The sequence below is a fragment of the Pseudomonas sp. Irchel s3h14 genome (assembly GCF_900187425.1).
In the GTDB taxonomy this organism is placed as follows: domain Bacteria; phylum Pseudomonadota; class Gammaproteobacteria; order Pseudomonadales; family Pseudomonadaceae; genus Aquipseudomonas.
This window is the reverse complement of sequence record NZ_FYDJ01000001.1, coordinates 194283-212020: the sequence shown is the minus strand read 5'-3', so window position 1 is coordinate 212020 and position 17738 is coordinate 194283. Positions and strand designations below refer to the sequence as shown.

Genomic DNA, 17738 nt, shown 5'->3' with positions numbered 1-17738 from the left:
CACTTCAATCAGGTCCTTTTTTTGATCAGGCCGTAAATCACCAGCAATACCACCGCGCCCACCAGCGCACCGATGAAACCTGCGCCTTCGCCAGCGCGGTAGATGCCCAGAGCCTGGCCGCCATAAGTGGCCGCCAACGAACCGCCGATACCGAGCAGGATGGTCATGATCCAGCCCATGCTGTCATCGCCCGGTTTCAGAAACCGAGCCAGCAGGCCGACGATCAAGCCGATAAAGATGGTTCCAATAATTCCCATGGCATTTCCCTCTGATTGAATGGCAATGCCCAAAGCCTAGTCAGACTTTGGCATCCTGCCATCAGAGAACGGCGGCCCCTGAATGGTTCCGCCGCTGCCACATGAAACTATTCGGCGATGAGCGCTTCGACCTTGAGGATCTGTGCAGCCAACGTATCACGGTCTGCACAGCGCAGATTGGCGTGACCGACCTTGCGGCCGACCTTGAAGGCCTTGCCATAGTGATGCAAATGGCAATCGTCGATCGCGATCACTTTCTCTACCGGTGGTACAACACCGATGAAGTTGAGCATCGCGCTCTCGCCGACCTTGGCCGTCGAACCCAGCGGCAGACCGGCGACGGCCCGCAGGTGGTTTTCGAACTGGCTGCACTCGGCACCTTCAGTGGTCCAGTGACCCGAGTTATGCACACGCGGGGCTATCTCGTTGGCCTTGAGGCCACCGTCGACTTCAAAGAACTCGAACGCCATCACGCCGACGTAGTTCAGCTGCTTGAGCACACGACTGGAATAATCTTCGGCCAAGACTTGCAGCGGGTGGTCGGTGCTGGCCACGGACAACTTGAGGATGCCGCTGTCGTGGGTGTTGTGAACCAGCGGATAGAACCTGGTTTCGCCATCGCGAGCGCGCACGGCGATCAACGAGACTTCACCGGTGAACGGCACGAAACCTTCCAGCAGGCAGGCCACGCTGCCCAGTTCGGCGAACGTGCCGGCCACGTCTTCAGGCTTGCGCAGGACCTTCTGGCCCTTGCCGTCGTAACCCAAGGTGCGGGTTTTCAGCACGGCAGGCAGACCGATGGAAGCCACGGCAGCGTCCAGATCGGCTTGCGATTGAATGTCGGCGAACGCCGGGGTGGGAATCCCCAGGTCCTTGAACATGCTCTTCTCGAACCAGCGATCACGGGCGATGCGCAGGGCTTCGGCGCTCGGGTAAACCGGGACGAATTGCGACAGGAAGGCCACGGTTTCGGCCGGGACGCTTTCGAACTCGAAAGTCACCAGATCGACTTCATCGGCCAGCTGACGCAGGTGATCCTGATCGCCGTAATCGGCCCGCAGATGTTCGCCCAACGCGGCTGCGCAAGCATCCGGCGCGGGGTCCAGGAAAGCGAAGTTCATGCCCAGCGGAGTGCCCGCCAGCGCCAACATGCGACCCAACTGGCCGCCACCGATTACACCGATCTTCATCGTCAACAACCTCAGGCGATGCGTGGGTCTGGATTTTCCAGGACGCTGTCTGTCTGCTCAGCGCGGAATTTTTTCAGCACCGCGTGGAACTGCGGGCGCTTGGCGCCGAGGATGCTCGCCGAGAGCAGTGCTGCGTTGATCGCGCCAGCCTTGCCGATGGCCAGGGTGGCGACCGGAATGCCCGCGGGCATCTGCACGATAGACAGCAGCGAATCGACGCCCGAGAGCATCGACGACTGCACCGGCACGCCAAGCACCGGCAGGTGGGTTTTGGCCGCACACATGCCTGGCAAGTGGGCTGCGCCGCCGGCACCGGCGATAATCACCTCGATGCCACGCGCCTCAGCCTCTTCGGCGTACTGGAACAGCAGGTCCGGGGTGCGGTGGGCAGAGACCACTTTCACCTCGTAAGGAATGCCGAGCTTTTCCAGCATATCGGCGGTGTGGCTAAGGGTGGACCAATCGGACTTGGAGCCCATGATCACGCCAACCAGTGCACTCATCGTCGTGCCTCTTCTCTCTGGGCGCCCGCAGGCGCGTCAAAAAACAACAAGCCACGCAAAATGCGTGGCTTGATTGTACGAATTATGGCCGGACGAACCGGCCGAAGGCCGCGCAGTATACCTCAATGAAGCAGATAAACAGCCCCCGATACGACCATCTGTCATTCGGGCCAAAGTCCCGGTTTTATTGACTTCAGGGTCAGCCAAAATGCTTGCTGGCGCATCCTGTCCTTGTAGGAGCACGGCTTGCCGGCGATGGCGATTTGGCGGACGCCATCACCAGCAAGCTGTGCTCCTACAGGGAGGTTGTGCCCTGCGCGGCACCGCCTTCAAGCTTGCGCCACAGCAACCGCACATTCGCCTTGCGCACCAAGGCGCAGCGGTACAGGCGAATCTCCAGCGGCACATGCCATTGCGGGCCGCCGCAAACCACCAGTTCGCCACGAGCCAGTTCGGCGCGCACGCTGAGCCGCGGCACCCAGGCAATGCCCAATCCTTCCAGCGCCATGCTTTTAAGGCTGTCGGCCATGGCGGTTTCGTAAATGGTAGTGAACCGCAGCGCACGCTGACGCAGCAGCATGTTCACCGAACGCCCGAGAAACGCACCGGCGCTGTAGGCGAGCAGCGGCACGCTGCCTTCGCCTTCCAGATCGAACAGTGGCTTGCCCTCGGCGTCTGCCGCGCAGACCGGGAGCATTTCAGTGTCGCCAAGGTGCAGCGACGGGAAGATTTCCGGGTCCATCTGCATCGCGGCATCCGGGTCGTAGAACGCCAGCATCAGATCGCAACCGCCTTCGCGCAGGGCATGCACGGCATCACCGACGTTGGTTGCCACCAGGCGCGTCGCGATGTTCAGGCCTTCGTTACGCAACTGCGCGATCCAGCGCGGAAAGAACCCCAACGCCAGGGAGTGAGCGGCAGCGACCTGCATCACCTCGCCCTGCCCGCCTTCCAGGTGATGAAGGTGACGCAACACTTCACCGAGTTGCTCGACCACCGTCCGCGCGGTGACCAGAAACAGCTGCCCCGCCGCCGTCAGCTCGATCGGCGTACGCGAGCGATTGACCAAGGTCAGCCCCAGCGCGGCTTCAAGGCTGCGGATCCGTCGACTGAATGCCGGCTGAGTCACGAAGCGTCGTTCGGCAGCCTGGGAGAAGCTGCGGGTGGCGGCCAGAGCACTAAAGTCCTCCAGCCATTTACTTTCAAGGTTCATCACGGCCTCCCGGACACGCACCAATTTAGGTCACACGCTCGCCGCAGACACGGCGTCACACGGGCATTATGCCGAATGTGCATAGGCTAGTGTTTAACAGCATTGGCCCAAAATTCTCCACAAGCCTAGCATTTGCAGTGTTCCGGCACAGACCGGGTCCATATCGAGATGATTTCTATCATGTCCTCCGCTGCATCTTTCCGCACAGAAAAAGACCTGCTTGGCGTACTCGAAGTACCTGCTCAAGCGTATTACGGCATCCAGACCCTGCGAGCGGTGAACAACTTCCGTCTCTCCGGCGTTCCGATTTCGCATTACCCGAAGCTGGTTGTCGGCCTGGCCATGGTCAAACAGGCCGCCGCTGACGCCAACCGCGAACTGGGTCACCTGAGCGAAGCCAAGCACGCTGCCATCAGCGAAGCCTGTGCACGTTTGATCCGCGGCGATTTCCACGAAGAGTTCGTGGTGGACATGATTCAAGGCGGCGCTGGCACTTCAACCAACATGAATGCCAACGAAGTCATCGCCAACATCGCGCTGGAGGCCATGGGTCACCAGAAGGGCGAATACCAATACCTGCACCCGAACAACGACGTGAACATGGCGCAGTCGACCAACGACGCCTACCCGACCGCGATCCGTCTGGGTCTGCTGCTGGGTCACGACGCGCTGCTGGCCAGCCTCGACAGCCTGATCCAGGCGTTCGCTGCCAAGGGTGTTGAGTTCAGCCACGTCCTGAAGATGGGTCGTACCCAGCTGCAAGACGCCGTGCCGATGACCCTGGGTCAAGAATTCCGTGCCTTCGCCACCACATTGAGCGAAGACCTGGCACGTCTGAAAACACTGGCACCTGAACTGCTGACCGAAGTGAACCTGGGCGGCACCGCGATCGGTACCGGCATCAACGCTGACCCGCGTTACCAGCACCTGGCCGTTGAGCGTCTGGCACTGATCAGCGGTCAACCGCTGGTTCCGGCCGCCGACCTGATCGAAGCCACCTCCGACATGGGCGCCTTCGTGCTGTTCTCCGGCATGCTCAAGCGCACCGCGGTCAAGCTGTCGAAGATCTGCAATGACCTGCGCCTGCTGTCCAGCGGCCCACGCACCGGCATCAACGAAATCAACCTGCCAGCGCGTCAGCCAGGTAGCTCCATCATGCCTGGCAAGGTCAACCCGGTTATCCCGGAAGCGGTTAACCAGGTGGCGTTCCAGATCATCGGCAACGACCTGGCCCTGACCATCGCGGCCGAAGGCGGCCAGTTGCAACTGAACGTGATGGAGCCGCTGATCGCGTTCAAGATCTTCGACTCGATCCGCCTGCTGCAACGCGCCATGGACATGCTGCGCGAGCACTGCATTGTCGGCATCACCGCCAACGAAGAGCGCTGCCGCGAACTGGTCGAACACTCGATCGGTCTGGTCACCGCGCTGAACCCGTACATCGGCTATGAAAACGCCACCCGCATCGCGCGTATCGCCCTCGAAAGCGGCCGCGGCGTGCTGGAACTGGTGCGCGAAGAAGGCTTGCTCGACGACGAAATGCTCGCCGACATCCTGCGCCCGGAAAACATGATTGCTCCGCGTCTGGTGCCTCTGAAGGCTTAACCGAACGCAACGCCGGCGCTGGCTCTTTTAACGAAGAGCACGAAGCGCCACGCTCACCAGGTCGAGGGACTAGACACCTCTCACCTTTTGAGGGCTTGGGGATTTATTCCCCAAGCCCTTTTTTTTAATTATTTGCAGGCCCGACCGTATAGGTCGTGCCTGGCTCGACTTCTGTAGGAGCACGGCTTGCCGGCGATGGCGCCCTCAAGATCGCCATCGCTGGCAAGCCATGCTCCTACAAGAGAAAGGGACCTCGTTTCGATGCTTGCACCACAATCGTGCAGACGGACGGCACGCTCATCGGTATAGTGCCGCCCCTCTTCGCGTGAGCGGTCGTCGGTAACGAGGCCCAAAACCATGCGAAACCCGAACTAATAACAAACCCGCAATATGAAATCGGGACGAACCTTCGCCTCACCTGTTTTGCCGCGCGCAATCCGGTGTAACGCGATGTTTCTGACCGCACAGCATTTGCCTACACAAAAAACAGCGAGGAATAATCCATGCTCGAAGTCATCAACGACTTCCTCTCAGGGAAAGTACTGATCGTGCTCATTGTCGGGCTCGGTAGCTACTTCACGATCCGCTCGCGTTTCGTTCAATTACGCCACTTCTTCCACATGTTCGCGGTGTTCCGCGACAGCCTGAAAAGCAGCGCCGGCCAACTCAGTTCGTTCCAGGCCTTGATGCTCAGCCTCGCCGGCCGCGTCGGTGCGGGTAACATCGCCGGTGTCGGTATCGCCGTGACCCTGGGTGGTCCGGGTGCGGTGTTCTGGATGTGGGTGACCGCGCTGGTCGGCATGTCCAGCAGCTTCTTCGAATGCTCCCTCGGCCAGCTCTACAAGCGTTGCGACTCCGACGGCACCTACCGTGGCGGCCCGTCCTACTACATCCAGCACGGCCTGCAGAAACGCTGGCTGGGCATGATCATGGCGTTCCTGCTGCTGATCACCTTCGGCTTCGCCTTCAACGGTCTGCAATCCCACGCCGTGACCCACTCGCTGAACAACGCTTTCGGCCTCGACACCACTTACACCGGTCTGGCCCTGGCGGTGTTGCTGGGTCTGGTGTTCATCGGTGGGATCAAGCGCATCGCCAAGGTCGCTGACCTGCTGGTGCCGGTGAAAACCCTGGTGTACATCGGCGTGACCATCTACGTGATCGTGCTGCAATTCGACCACGTTCCAGCGATGCTGATGACCATCGTCAAAAGCGCCTTCGGTCTCGACCAGGCCTTCGGCGGCCTGATCGGCAGCGCCATTGTCATGGGCGTGAAGCGCGGCGTATTCGCCAACGAAGCAGGCCTGGGCAGTGCGCCGAACGTGGCCGCGGTCGCGTCGGTCGAGCACCCGGTGTCACAAGGTGTGGTTCAGGCGTTCAGCGTGTTCCTCGACACCTTCGTGATCTGCACCTGCACCGCGTTGCTGATTCTGCTCTCGGGCTTCTACACCCCGGGCTTCGAAGGCGACGGCATTGCCCTGACCCAGAACTCCCTGGCCGCCGTGGTCGGTGACTGGGGCCGGAGCTTCATCTCCGTGGCCCTGTCGTTGTTCGTGTTCACCTCGATCCTCTACAACTACTACCTGGGCGAGAGCAACCTGCGCTTCCTGATCGGTGAAAACCGCAAGGCGTTGATCGGCTACCGCGCGCTGGTATTGGTGTTGATTTTCTGGGGCGCTATCGAGAACCTGGGCACGGTGTTCGCCTTCGCCGACATCACCATGACGATGCTGGCATTCGTGAACCTGATCGCGCTGTTCCTGCTGTTCAAAGTCGGCATGCGCATCCTGCGTGACTACGATGACCAGCGCGCGGCCGGCATCAAGACGCCTGTGTTCGATTCGAGCAAATTCCCGGATCTGGACCTGGACCTGAAAGCCTGGCCAGCCAATCCGCCAGCCGCCGCCACCAAGGCTGAAGCTGAGCAGCAAGGCGTACCCGCAGCGCAACGCTGATCGGTTAAAGTGCGGTATCCCCTGTGGGAGCGGGCTTGCTCGCGAAGAGGTCGTAACATTCAACATCATCGTTGACTGATACACCGCATTCGCGAGCAAGCCCGCTCCCACAATGGAACTCATTGTTCTCGGAGCGTCTCCATGAATTCCTCGACCTACCCTGCCGCCCAGCACGTCATGGTGCTCTACACCGGCGGCACCATCGGTATGCAAGCCAGCGCTCATGGCCTGGCCCCGGCATCCGGTTTCGAAGCCCGGATGCGCGAATATCTGCACAGCCAGCCTGACCTTGTCGTACCGCAGTGGCGCTTTCGCGAGATGTCGCCGCTGATCGACAGCGCCAACATGAGCCCGGCTTACTGGCAGCAACTGCGTGAAGCGGTGGTCGACGCCGTCGATGTCCAGGGCTGCGACAGCGTGCTGATCCTGCACGGCACCGACACCCTCGCCTACAGCGCTGCGGCCATGAGTTTTCAATTGCTCGGCCTGCATGCCCGCGTGGTGTTCACCGGTTCCATGCTGCCGGCCGGCGTGACCGACAGCGATGCCTGGGAAAACCTCAGTGGCGCGCTGGTAGCCCTCGGCCAAGGCCTTGCGCCGGGCGTTCATCTGTACTTCCACGGCGAACTGCTGGACCCGACCCGTTGCGCGAAGGTTCGCAGTTTCGGTCGTCATCCGTTCAAGCGTCTTGAGCGTCAGGGTGGCGGTGCGAAGGCGTCTTCAATACCGGTGCCGCTGACCTACAACCAGCCCAAGCAACTGGCGAAGGTCGCCGTGTTGCCGCTGTTCCCCGGCATCGGCGCCGAGATACTGGATGGCCTGCTCGACAGTGGCATTCAGGGACTGGTGCTGGAGTGCTACGGCAGCGGCACCGGACCGAGCGACAATCCAGAGTTCCTCGCCAGCCTGGAACGGGCGCGGGACAAGGGTGTTGTGGTTGTAGCCGTCACCCAATGCCATGAAGGTGGCGTCGAGCTGGATGTTTACGAGGCTGGCAGTCGGTTGCGCGGCGTGGGCGTGCTGTCGGGTGGTGGCATGACCCGTGAAGCCGCGTTCGGCAAGTTGCATGGGTTGCTGGGTGCCGGGCTCGACATCGCTGAAGTGCGGCGTCTTGTAGAGCTCGACCTCTGCGGCGAACTCATCTGACACCCTGCAAAACCCTGTGGGAGCGAGCCTGCTCGCGATAGCGGTCGTCCATCCAACATTGATGCTGACTGACACACCGCCATCGTCGGAGCGCCGCCCGGAGCCGGCTCGCTCCCACAGGATCTCCATCAGGCATACAACTTGCTGCGTTCCAGCATCCCAAGGCTGGAATACCCCATGCTCCACTCCCACCTCACCACCCTCAACGCCGTCTCTTTGGTGCTCAGCGCTTTCAAGGACCAGGGGCTGCCCAGCGAAGCCTTGCTGGCTGGAAGCGGCATCAGCGCGGCGGATCTGAGCCGGGCGGACACGCGCATCACCACCAATCAGGAGATGCAGGTCTGCGCCAACGCCGTCGCGCTGAAGCGTGACATCGGCCTGGAATTGGGCCGGCGAATGCATGTTTCGTCCTACGGCATGCTCGGGTACGCCTTACTCACCAGCGCCACTTTAGGTGACGCCTTGCGGCTGGCACTGCATTATCCGGCGCTATTAGGAACACTGTTCGAGTTGAGCCTGGAAGAGGATAACGAGCGCATCTGGCTCACCGCTGGCGACTATCGGGAAAACCCTGCGCTGGCGCCATTCAATGTCGAGTTTTGCCTGGTTTCGATGAAGGTCACTTGCGAAGACCTGCTCGGCCAACCGTTGCCGCTGCTTGGCGCCCGCTTCGAATACCCGGCACCGGACTATCAGGCACGCTACACCGAACGTTTCGCTTGCCCCTTGCAGTTCGACGCTGCGTCCAACGCCTTTGCCTTCGACAAAGCCTGGCTGGAGCACCCCCTGCCTCTGGCCGACGCCATCACCCATCAAGCCATGGCCGAACGCTGCCGCAAACAGAACACCGAGTTCACGGGTCGCCAGGTGTGGCTGGGACGAATCCGCCAGCTACTCAGCGCGCAGTTGAATGCGGCGCCCGGCCTCGAAGGTTTGGCCGAACAGATGAATTGCTCGGCGCGCACCTTGCGTCGGCACCTGAATGACCTGGGTTGCAGCTATCAGGAATTGCTTGATGAGCTGCGGTTCGAGCAGGCCAAACGCATGCTCTGCGAGGACCAACTGCCGATCTATCAAATCGCTGAAGCATTGGGTTTCAGCGAGACCGCGAGTTTCCGTCATGCGTTTGTGCGCTGGAGCGGTGTGGCGCCGAGTCAGTTCAGACCATGAGTTCCCACTGATCGTTCCCATGCTCTGCGTGGGAATGCAGCCAGTGACGCTCTGCGTCACCGGGACGCGGAGCGTCCCAAGAGGCATTCCCACGCGGAGCGTGGGAACGATCGGCCAGGGCTCGCGCCAATAAGGGGCGAATTCCGGTCAATTCTTTTGGCCATATCGATCCCCTTTTGGCCTTTCCTGCCGTTCTCTCAAACGCCGCGCGCCGCAAGACTGTGTTCAACCGAATCAGCCTGCGGAGAACAAGAAATGCTGACGATCTACTCGGACGATCACCACCTGCACCACGGCCGTTGCGAATTGATGGACGGGCAACTGATGCCCTGCTTCGAAATGCCTTCGCGAGCCGACCATGTTCTGCAGCGCGTGCAGTACCGCGACCTCGGCCCGGTCGAAGCGCCGCAAGATTTCGGCCTCGATCCGATCGCGCGCATCCACAGCCGCGATTATCTCGACTTCTTCAAAGGTGCCTGGGCGCGCTGGACCGAATTCGGTACCGACGGCGACTTGCTGCCCTACACCTGGCCGGCCCGCACCCTGCGCCGGATCATGCCCACCAGCCTGCACGGCCAACTCGGCTATTACAGCTTCGACGGCGGCGCACCGATTACCGCCGGCACCTGGCAAGCAGCGTACAGCGCGGCGCAAGTCGCGTTGACCGCTCAAGCCGTCATTCAACGCGGCGCCCGCAGTGCCTTCGCTTTATGCCGTCCACCAGGACACCACGCCGCCAGCGATTTGATGGGGGGTTATTGCTACCTCAACAATGCCGCCATCGCTGCGCAGGCGTTCCTCGATCAGGGCCACAAAAAAGTCGCGATCCTCGACGTCGACTACCACCACGGCAACGGCACTCAATCGATTTTCTATGAGCGCAGCGACGTGCTGTTCACCTCGATCCACGGGCATCCGGAAGCTGAGTTCCCGTTCTTCCTCGGCTATGAAGATGAGCTGGGTGAAGGGGCCGGCGAAGGCTTCAACTTCAACTACCCTTTGCCGGCCGGCAGCGGCTGGGACAGTTGGAGCGCCGCGCTGGAACAAGCCTGCAAAGAGATCGAAAAGTACGGCGCCGATATCGTCGTCGTCTCCCTGGGCGTCGATACGTTCAAGGATGATCCGATCTCCCAGTTCAAGCTCGACAGCCCGGATTACCTGGCCATGGGCGCACGCATCGCGGGCCTCGGCAAGCCGACGCTGTTCGTGATGGAAGGCGGCTACGCGGTAGAAGAAATCGGCATCAATGCCGTGAACGTACTTGAAGGTTTTGAAAGCGCCCAATGAGGAATTAGAACAATGATCAGTCTCAAGCGTTTTATCGCGCCCGCACTCTTTCCCACAGTGCTCTGCGCCACAGTGCTCAGTGGCGCCGTTCATGCTGAAGAGCGAACGTTGCGCGTCTACAACTGGTTCGACTACATCACCCCCAAAGCGCTGGAAGACTTCAAGTCCCAGAACACCCAGACCAAACTGGTCTACGACATCTTCGACACCAACGAAGCGCTGGAGGCCAAGTTGCTGACTGGTAACTCCGGCTATGACGTGGTCGTGCCGTCCAACGTATTCCTTGCCAAGCAAATCGAGGCCGGCGTTTTCCAGCCACTGGATCGCAGCAAACTGCCGAACTGGAACCACCTCGATCCCAAGCTGATGAAGCTGATCGAAGCCAACGATCCGGGCAACAAATTTGCCGTGCCGTACATGTACGGGACCATCCTGATCGGCTTCAACCCGGACAAGATCAAGGCAGCATTGGGTGACAACGCACCGGTGGACAGCTGGGACCTGATCTTCAAGGAAGAGAACATCAGCAAGCTCAAGCAGTGCGGTGTTGCGCTACTCGACTCGCCGTCGGAGATCCTGCCACTGGCCTTGCAACACCTGGGTCTGGACCCCAACAGCAAGAAACCGGCGGACTACGAAAAGGCTGAAGCGCTGCTGATGAAGATCCGTCCGTACGTCACCTACTTCCATTCCTCGAAGTACATGGCCGACATCGCCAACGGTGACATCTGCGTCGCTGTCGGTTACTCCGGCAGCTTCTCCCAGGCAGCGAACCGCGCCAAGGAAGCCAAGAACGGCGTGATCGTCGACATGCGCCTGCCGAAAGAAGGCGCGCCAATCTGGTTCGACATGCTCTCGATCCCCAAAGGCGCGAAGAACCCGGAAGACGCCTACACCTTCATCAACTACTTGTTGCAGCCGCAGGTGATTGCACCGGTCAGCGACTTCGTCGGCTACCCGAACCCGAACAAGGACGCCACAGAATTGGTCGACCCGGCGATCCGCAACAACCCGAATCTGTACCCAACCGAAGCGGCGATGAGCACGCTTTACACCCTGCAACCTCTGCCCCGCGATGCCGAACGGGCACGGACCCGGGCCTGGACCAAGATCAAGTCCGGGACCTGAACCTGACGGAAGTCCTCGATCTCAGGGCCGCCAAGCCTTCTGCAATCGCCCGAGCGCTGCGATGATCGCCGCCTCGGGCACCGCCGCGAAGCCCAGCACCAGCCCGGCGCGTTGATCCACAGTGGATCTCGAATCCGGCAACCAGTAACTGCTCAGGCCATTGATCTCGACATCGACGCTGGCGGCGGCTTCAATCAGTTCGCGTTCGCGGGCCTGAGTGTCGACCGCCACCGTCAAGTGCAGCCCTGCCGCCACACTCGGCAGGCTGCCCACCCCTGGGATATCCGAAGGCCAGTTGGCCAGAAGCGTATTGCGGCGACTCAACGCAGCGCGGCGCATGCGGCGGATATGCCGCTGGAAATGCCCGGCCGCCATGAACTCAGCCATGACGGCCTGGGTGCTCACCTCGGAATGGCGCACATCAACCGCGCGACGTTGGGCGAAAGCGTCCACCAATGCCGGTGGCAGCACCAGATAGCCCAGGCGCAATGCCGGGAAAGCCACTTTGCCGAACGTGCCGACGTAGAGCACCCGACCGTGACGATCAAGCGCAGCCAGCGGTGCCAGTGGCGCGCCGCTGTAACGGTATTCGCCGTCGTAATCATCCTCGACGATCCATCCCTCGGTTCGCTCGGCCCAGGCCAACAACTCCAGCCGCCGCGCCAGACTCATCACCACCCCGGTCGGGTACTGATGCGACGGTGTGACATAGGCCAATCGACAATCGTTGAGCCCGTTCAATTCGGTGCAGTCGATGCCCTCGCTGTCCACCGCCACCCCATGCAATCGCGCACCGGCCACGGCGAACGCATGACCCGCCGCCCGATACCCCGGATTCTCGATCGCCACGCCATCGCCCGGCTCTACCAGCAGCTGTGCACAAAGGCTAATCCCCTGCTGTGCGCCACTGGTGATCACTATTTGCTCAGCCGTGCACTGCATCCCCCGGGAACTGCGCAAATACGCAGCAATCAGGCCGCGTAACCGTGCATCGCCCGCAGGATCGCCGTAACACAGCTGCTGGAGATCCGGTTTACGCCAGAAAGCCGCATTCAGCTTGGCCCAGACCTCGAAAGGGAACAGATCAAAAGCCGGAACACCCACACGAAATGCGCGGGGTGGACCGACGGGAGGCAGGGCCAAATGGTTCCTTTCAACCCGCCCCAATGCGCCGCTGTGGATAACTTTGCTGGATGAAACCACAGGTAAATCCAGCCAATTTGTGGATAAGGTTGTGGGTAACCCTGTTGATAACCCTGTGGATACTTTTGTGGATAGTTTTTTCACCGGTAGCACTGATTGAGGCAATTGCGCGACATACGTCCCGTCACCCACACGTCCTTCTATAAAGCCCTCGGCGTAGAGCTGATCGTAGGCCCGGACCACGCTGTTTCGGGAAATCGACAACGCCGCCGCCAGATCGCGACTGGCGGGTAATCGCGTACCGCTGACCAGACGACCGTCGAGCACTCGCACCCGCAAGGCCTGATAGAGCTGACGACTCAAACCCTGACGGCGATCGAGTTCGATACCCGCCGGGTTGAATGACAAGGACAGTGGCTCGCTGGTCATGGCAATGGACCTATGAAATTGGTCGTTAATGGCTCTTACAACAGACCATTAGCCTGCCTAGGATGCAGGCATTCGCCAAGGAAAATCTCCATGTACACGCCAAGCAGCTTTGCCATAGATGATTTGCATGAACTGCACCAGCAGATACTCGGCACCCGCCTCGCTGTGCTGGTCACACACGGGGAACAAGGTCTGCAAGCCAGCCATTTGCCGCTGCTGTTGAGTTCAGACCAAGGCCCGAATGGCACCCTTTACGGTCACTTCGCCAAGGCCAATCCGCAATGGAAGGAACTGCAGAACGGCGCCGAAGCCTTGGTGATTTTTGCTGGCGCCGACGCTTACGTCAGCCCGGGGTTTTACCCGAGCAAAGCCGAGCACGGCAAAGTGGTGCCGACCTGGAACTACGTCGCCGTGCACGCCTACGGCACGGCCGAAGTGTTCACCGACGCCGATCGCCTGCGCACGCTGGTCAGCGCGCTGACTGATCGTCATGAAGCGGGTCGCGCCAGTCCATGGAAAGTCGCCGATGCCCCCGCCGACTACATTGACGGGATGCTCAAGGCCATCGTCGGTTTTGCCTTGCCGATCCAGCGCCTGGAAGGCAAGCGCAAGCTCAGCCAGAACCGCAACGCTGCAGACATCACCGGTGTGCGCGAGGGGCTTGCCGCCAGCCCTGATGTGCACGACCAAGCCCTCGCCCACTTGATGCGTTAAGGAACGAACATGAGTCAGATCGACATCCGCCAGGTCACCGCCGACGATCACGCCGCCTGGTTACCCTTGTGGCAAGCGTACCTGCGTTTCTACAACACCGAACTGCCTGAGGCCGTCACCCAAAGCACCTGGCAGCGCCTGCTCGACCCGAGCGAACCGACCCATGCCGCACTGGCCTGGGCCGATGGCAAAGCGGTGGGCATGGTGCACTTCATCTACCATCGTTCGAACTGGAGCATCGAAAACTCCTGCTACCTGCAAGACTTGCTGGTAGTGCCGGAAACTCGCGGCACCGGCGTCGGCCGACAACTGATCGAGTTCGTCTACGCCACAGCCAAAGAGGACGGTTGCGGCAAGGTCCACTGGCTGACCCACGAAACCAACGCCACCGCGATCCAGCTCTACGAGCGCATCGCCGAACGCCCCGGTTTTATCCAGTTTCGCAAAGCCATTTAAGGTCCAAGGAGAACAGCATGTCGACTTCACTCGCCGACTGGAAAGGCGTCCCGGCGCCGTCGGTTCAAACCATCGAAGGGCGTTTCATCCGCCTGGAAAAACTCGACCCGGCGCGTCACGCCGACGGTTTGTGGAAAGCCCTGCAAGGCCCGGGTGCCGACCCGAAACTCTGGGACTATTTGCCATACGGTCCTTTCCCGGAGCGCAGCGCGTTCAACGATTGGCTGAACAATCATGCAGCTAACAGCGACCCGTATTTCTTTAGCGTGATCGACCGTGCCAGCGGCGATGTGCAAGGCATCCTCAGTTTGATGTCGATTGTTCCTTCACAAGGTCGGATCGAGATCGGCCATGTCACTTTCGGTGCGCCGATGCAGCGCTCGCCGAAAAGCACCGAGGCGGTTTATTTGCTGGCCAAGGAATCCTTTGCGCTGGGTTATCGCCGTCTGGAGTGGAAGTGCAACAACGGCAATGCCCGCTCCAAATACGCGGCCGAACGGCTGGGGTTCAGTTTTGAGGGCGTGTTTCGCCAGCACATGGTGGTCAAGGGCCAGAATCGGGACACGGCGTGGTATTCGATTCTGGACTCGGAATGGCCGGCGATCGGGGCGGGGTTTGAGCGATGGCTGTCCGATGAGAACCAGACGGATTCGGGGCAGGTGAAAACCCTGGCCGAGTGCCGCGGGTAATCTTCGGCGCCCGAACGGACGCCATCGTCGGAACGCCGCCCGGAGCAAGCCCGCTCCCACACTGGATTGGGGTGGATCACAATTTTGTGGTCAATCCAAAACCCTGTGGGAGCGGGCTTGCTCGCGAATGGCTTCACGCTAATTTCTGGGCTAACACTGCAATATGCTCCGGCCCGATCCCACAGCACCCGCCCAAATGGCTGGCGCCACGCTTCTGCCAATCAGCCGCCCAATGCAGGTAACCCGGCGGATCAAGGTCTTCACGCAACGGGTCCAAACCGTCGTTGGCCGTGGCCTCTTTCGGTTGCGGCGGGAAGGCATTGGCGTACGCACCGATGTGAATCTTCACCCCTAAACGCTCGAAGGTTTCCCGCGCCGCATCAATCGCAGCTCCAATCACTTCCGGCTGGCTGCAGTTGAACAGCAACGTCTCGACGCCCAGCTCAGCCGCTACTGCTGCGGCTTCAGCCACCGGCTCGCCCGAACGCAAGCGCGGCACTTCGTCCGTGTCCTCATCCTTCAGGGTAAACGACAGCCAAAACGGCTTGCCGTCCTTCGGCAGACCAGCATGGATCGCTCGCGCTTCAACGATCGAACTCTGGGTTTCTGCCAGCCACAGATCGACATGAGGTGCCAGCCCCTTCACCAGCGGCGCCAACAATTCAGTCGCCCGAGCAGCATCGAAAAGGTCCGGACGGTAGGACCCAAACAGCGGCGGCAATGAACCGGCCACACGCACCGCTTTGCCCGAAACCTCTACCGCGCGCCGAGCCAGCTCACCGGCCAACGCCGCGAGCGCCTGCCCTTCTGCTGCAAAACGCTCTTCGCCAATGTGAAACGGCACCACCGCATAACTGTTGCTGGTGATCACGTTCGCACCGCTTTCGATATAAGCCGTGTGCACCGCCTCTACCGCTTGCGGCGCTTCGCTCAAGGCCAGCGCCGACCACTCGGGCTGTCTGAACGGCGCGCCTCGGCGTTGCAACTCACGACCCATGCCGCCATCCAGAATTACTGTGCTTGCTGCGCCCATATGCTTTTCACTCATAAGCTTATGAAAATAACTCACTATCAGAGTCGTTCTTATAACTATTTAATACGCACCATCCGGTTAATAACAACCTCTTTTTTATCAGGGATCGACTGTGAAATTCCAACCGCTACTGGCCTTGGGCCTGACGATTCTGGCTGCCTCCACCCAAGCCTTTGGTGGCGCCACGCTGGATCGCGTCGAAAAAAAGAAAGAGCTTGTGGGCGTGTTGATGGAAAGCTATCCACCCTTCTCGTTCCTCAATGATCAGAACCAGCTCGACGGCTTCGACGTCGACGTGGCCAAGGCCGTGGCAGACAAACTGGGCGTCAAACTGCGCCTCGAAACCCCGTCCTGGGACGTGATCGCGGCCGGCCGCTGGAGTGGTCGCTACGACATCTGCATCTGTTCCATGACCCCGAGCAAGGCCCGCGCCGAGGTCTTCGACTTCCCGGTCGAGTACTACGCCTCGCCAGCGGTGATCGTGGTCAACGCCAAGGACGACAGCATCCACAGTGCCAAAGACCTGAGTGGCAAGAAAGTCGGCCTCACCAGCGCCTCCAGCTATGAAAGCTACCTGAACAAAAACCTGGTGATCGAAGGCGCCGAAGACACCCTGCTGCAGTACCCGTTCGAGGATGTGCAGATCGCCCCGTATGACACTGACAACGTGGCATTTCAGGACCTCGGCCTGGGTGCTGGCGTGCGACTGGACGCGATCCTCACCAACCTTGTCACCGCGCAACCGCGCCTGACCGAAGACAAACGCTTCAAGCTTGCCGGCGAGCCGCTGTACTCGGAGCCGAATTCGGTGGCCATTGAAAAAGGCGACGCCCAGTGGGACGCCAAAGTGCGTGACGTCTTCGCTCAGCTGAAACAGGACGGCACCCTGAGCAAGCTTTCGCAAAAATGGATCGGCGCCGACATCAGCAAATGACTTCTTTCCCCAAACCTCCTCAGCCGCCACAACCGGTGGCTGAGTCGCTGTTGCAACGGATATTCGGTTTCCGCACGCGGCTGTACCTGACGTGGGCGGCGATGCTCGGGTTGTTCGCCAGCTTCTTCCTGAGCTTCGACCTGAAGTTCTCGATCATCCTCGACAAACTGCCGAACCTGATCGGTCTGCACCTGGCGCCCAACGGCTTCTTGCAGGGCGCGGCGCTGACGCTGTTTCTGTGCCTGTGTTCGATCGTGACCTCCTCGCTGCTGGGCTTCATCACCGCCCTGGCGCGGCTGTCGAAAAGCGCCGTGGCCTTCGGCATTGCGAGCTTCTATGCCTCGTTCTTTCGTGGCACACCGCTACTGATCCAGATCCTGCTGATCTACCTCGGCCTGCCACAACTGGGCATCGTCCCGGGCGCCATCGCCGCCGGCATCATTGCCCTGTCGCTCAACTACGGCGCGTACCTCAGCGAAATCTTCCGCGCCGGCATCCTCGGCGTCGCCCACGGCCAACGCGAAGCATCCCTGGCCCTGGGCATGCGCGAAACCGTAATCTTCTGGCGCGTCACCCTGCCCCAGGCCATGCGCACCATCATCCCGCCGACCACCAACCAATTCATCTCAATGCTCAAAGACTCGTCGCTGATCTCGGTGATGGGGGTTTGGGAGGTGATGTTTCTGGCGCAATCGTATGGGCGCTCGAGCTATCGCTACATCGAAATGCTGACGACGGCAGCGGTGATTTATTGGGTGATGTCGATTGGGCTGGAGCTGATTCAGGCGCGGATGGAGCGGCATTATGGGAAGGCGTATTTGAGCCGTAGTTAGCGAAAAGTCGCAGCCTTCGAATGTACGCAAATCCCATGTAGGAGCTGCCGAAG

At 60.5% G+C, this 17738-nt stretch carries 17 protein-coding genes; 11 read left to right on the top strand and 6 right to left on the bottom strand.

Annotated elements, in window-relative coordinates; translation table 11 throughout:
• Positions 1-8: 8 nt before the first annotated feature.
• The 4 genes from CKW16_RS01020 to CKW16_RS01005 all read right to left on the bottom strand — a co-directional run bounded on the left by CKW16_RS01020 (position 9) and on the right by CKW16_RS01005 (position 3163).
• On the bottom strand, positions 9-257 hold the full coding sequence (locus CKW16_RS01020; protein WP_007896499.1) for a GlsB/YeaQ/YmgE family stress response membrane protein: 249 nt from the start codon (positions 255-257) through the stop codon (positions 9-11).
• A 107-nt stretch (positions 258-364) separates the two neighbouring features.
• Positions 365-1447 (bottom strand): 5-(carboxyamino)imidazole ribonucleotide synthase, encoded by a 1083-nt coding sequence (locus CKW16_RS01015; protein WP_095126867.1) that lies wholly within the window; start codon positions 1445-1447, stop codon positions 365-367.
• 11 nt (positions 1448-1458) lie between these two features.
• Positions 1459-1950 carry a 5-(carboxyamino)imidazole ribonucleotide mutase gene (gene purE, locus CKW16_RS01010; protein ID WP_046044990.1) on the bottom strand — a complete coding sequence of 164 codons (492 nt, stop codon included), beginning with the start codon at positions 1948-1950 and terminating at the stop codon, positions 1459-1461.
• 295 nt (positions 1951-2245) lie between these two features.
• Positions 2246-3163 (bottom strand): LysR substrate-binding domain-containing protein, encoded by a 918-nt coding sequence (locus tag CKW16_RS01005; protein WP_095126866.1) that lies wholly within the window; start codon positions 3161-3163, stop codon positions 2246-2248.
• A gap of 180 nt (positions 3164-3343) precedes the next feature.
• Between CKW16_RS01005 and aspA the strand changes: the two genes are divergently transcribed.
• From aspA to CKW16_RS00975, 6 genes are all read left to right on the top strand, one after another.
• Positions 3344-4768 carry an aspartate ammonia-lyase gene (aspA, locus tag CKW16_RS01000; RefSeq protein ID WP_033059267.1) on the top strand — a complete coding sequence of 475 codons (1425 nt, stop codon included), beginning with the start codon at positions 3344-3346 and terminating at the stop codon, positions 4766-4768.
• 503 nt (positions 4769-5271) lie between these two features.
• Positions 5272-6723, top strand: coding sequence for a sodium:alanine symporter family protein (locus CKW16_RS00995; RefSeq protein WP_095126865.1), 1452 nt, complete (start codon positions 5272-5274; stop codon positions 6721-6723).
• 141 nt (positions 6724-6864) lie between these two features.
• Entirely contained in the window at positions 6865-7869 is a 1005-nt protein-coding gene (locus tag CKW16_RS00990) for an asparaginase (protein WP_095126864.1), read from the top strand.
• 177 nt (positions 7870-8046) lie between these two features.
• Positions 8047-9039, top strand: coding sequence for an AraC family transcriptional regulator (locus tag CKW16_RS00985; RefSeq protein WP_095126863.1), 993 nt, complete (start codon positions 8047-8049; stop codon positions 9037-9039).
• A gap of 255 nt (positions 9040-9294) precedes the next feature.
• Entirely contained in the window at positions 9295-10326 is a 1032-nt protein-coding gene (locus CKW16_RS00980; RefSeq protein WP_095126862.1) for a histone deacetylase family protein, read from the top strand.
• Positions 10327-10338: 12 nt separating this feature from the next.
• A complete protein-coding gene (locus CKW16_RS00975) occupies positions 10339-11454 on the top strand; it encodes a polyamine ABC transporter substrate-binding protein (protein WP_095126861.1) in 1116 nt (371 codons plus the stop codon).
• A gap of 21 nt (positions 11455-11475) precedes the next feature.
• On the opposite strand, the gene CKW16_RS00970 is transcribed toward CKW16_RS00975, so the two are convergent.
• Positions 11476-13026 carry a PLP-dependent aminotransferase family protein gene (locus tag CKW16_RS00970; protein WP_095126860.1) on the bottom strand — a complete coding sequence of 517 codons (1551 nt, stop codon included), beginning with the start codon at positions 13024-13026 and terminating at the stop codon, positions 11476-11478.
• Between the two features lie 90 nt (positions 13027-13116).
• On the opposite strand from CKW16_RS00970, the gene CKW16_RS00965 reads away from it, so the two are divergent.
• From CKW16_RS00965 to CKW16_RS00955, 3 genes are read left to right on the top strand one after another with little or no spacing between them, the layout of a single operon-like run.
• The gene (locus CKW16_RS00965) at positions 13117-13740 is read left to right on the top strand and encodes an FMN-binding negative transcriptional regulator (RefSeq protein WP_033059256.1); all 624 of its coding nucleotides are present in this window, start codon (positions 13117-13119) and stop codon (positions 13738-13740) included.
• 9 nt (positions 13741-13749) lie between these two features.
• Positions 13750-14196: a GNAT family N-acetyltransferase gene (locus CKW16_RS00960; protein WP_095126859.1), complete on the top strand. Its 447-nt coding sequence runs from the start codon at positions 13750-13752 to the stop codon at positions 14194-14196.
• 17 nt (positions 14197-14213) lie between these two features.
• The gene (locus CKW16_RS00955) at positions 14214-14885 is read left to right on the top strand and encodes a GNAT family N-acetyltransferase (protein ID WP_046053906.1); all 672 of its coding nucleotides are present in this window, start codon (positions 14214-14216) and stop codon (positions 14883-14885) included.
• A gap of 133 nt (positions 14886-15018) precedes the next feature.
• Here the strand turns inward: CKW16_RS00955 and CKW16_RS00950 are convergent, their stop codons facing one another.
• Entirely contained in the window at positions 15019-15918 is a 900-nt protein-coding gene (locus tag CKW16_RS00950) for a homocysteine S-methyltransferase family protein (protein WP_095126858.1), read from the bottom strand.
• 112 nt (positions 15919-16030) lie between these two features.
• Between CKW16_RS00950 and CKW16_RS00945 the strand changes: the two genes are divergently transcribed.
• Both CKW16_RS00945 and CKW16_RS00940 read left to right on the top strand, forming a co-directional pair.
• Positions 16031-16852, top strand: coding sequence for an ABC transporter substrate-binding protein (locus CKW16_RS00945; RefSeq protein ID WP_095126857.1), 822 nt, complete (start codon positions 16031-16033; stop codon positions 16850-16852).
• Entirely contained in the window at positions 16849-17685 is an 837-nt protein-coding gene (locus CKW16_RS00940) for an amino acid ABC transporter permease (protein ID WP_095126856.1), read from the top strand. The genes CKW16_RS00945 and CKW16_RS00940 overlap by 4 nt, the downstream gene beginning before the upstream one ends.
• Positions 17686-17738: the final 53 nt, after the last annotated feature.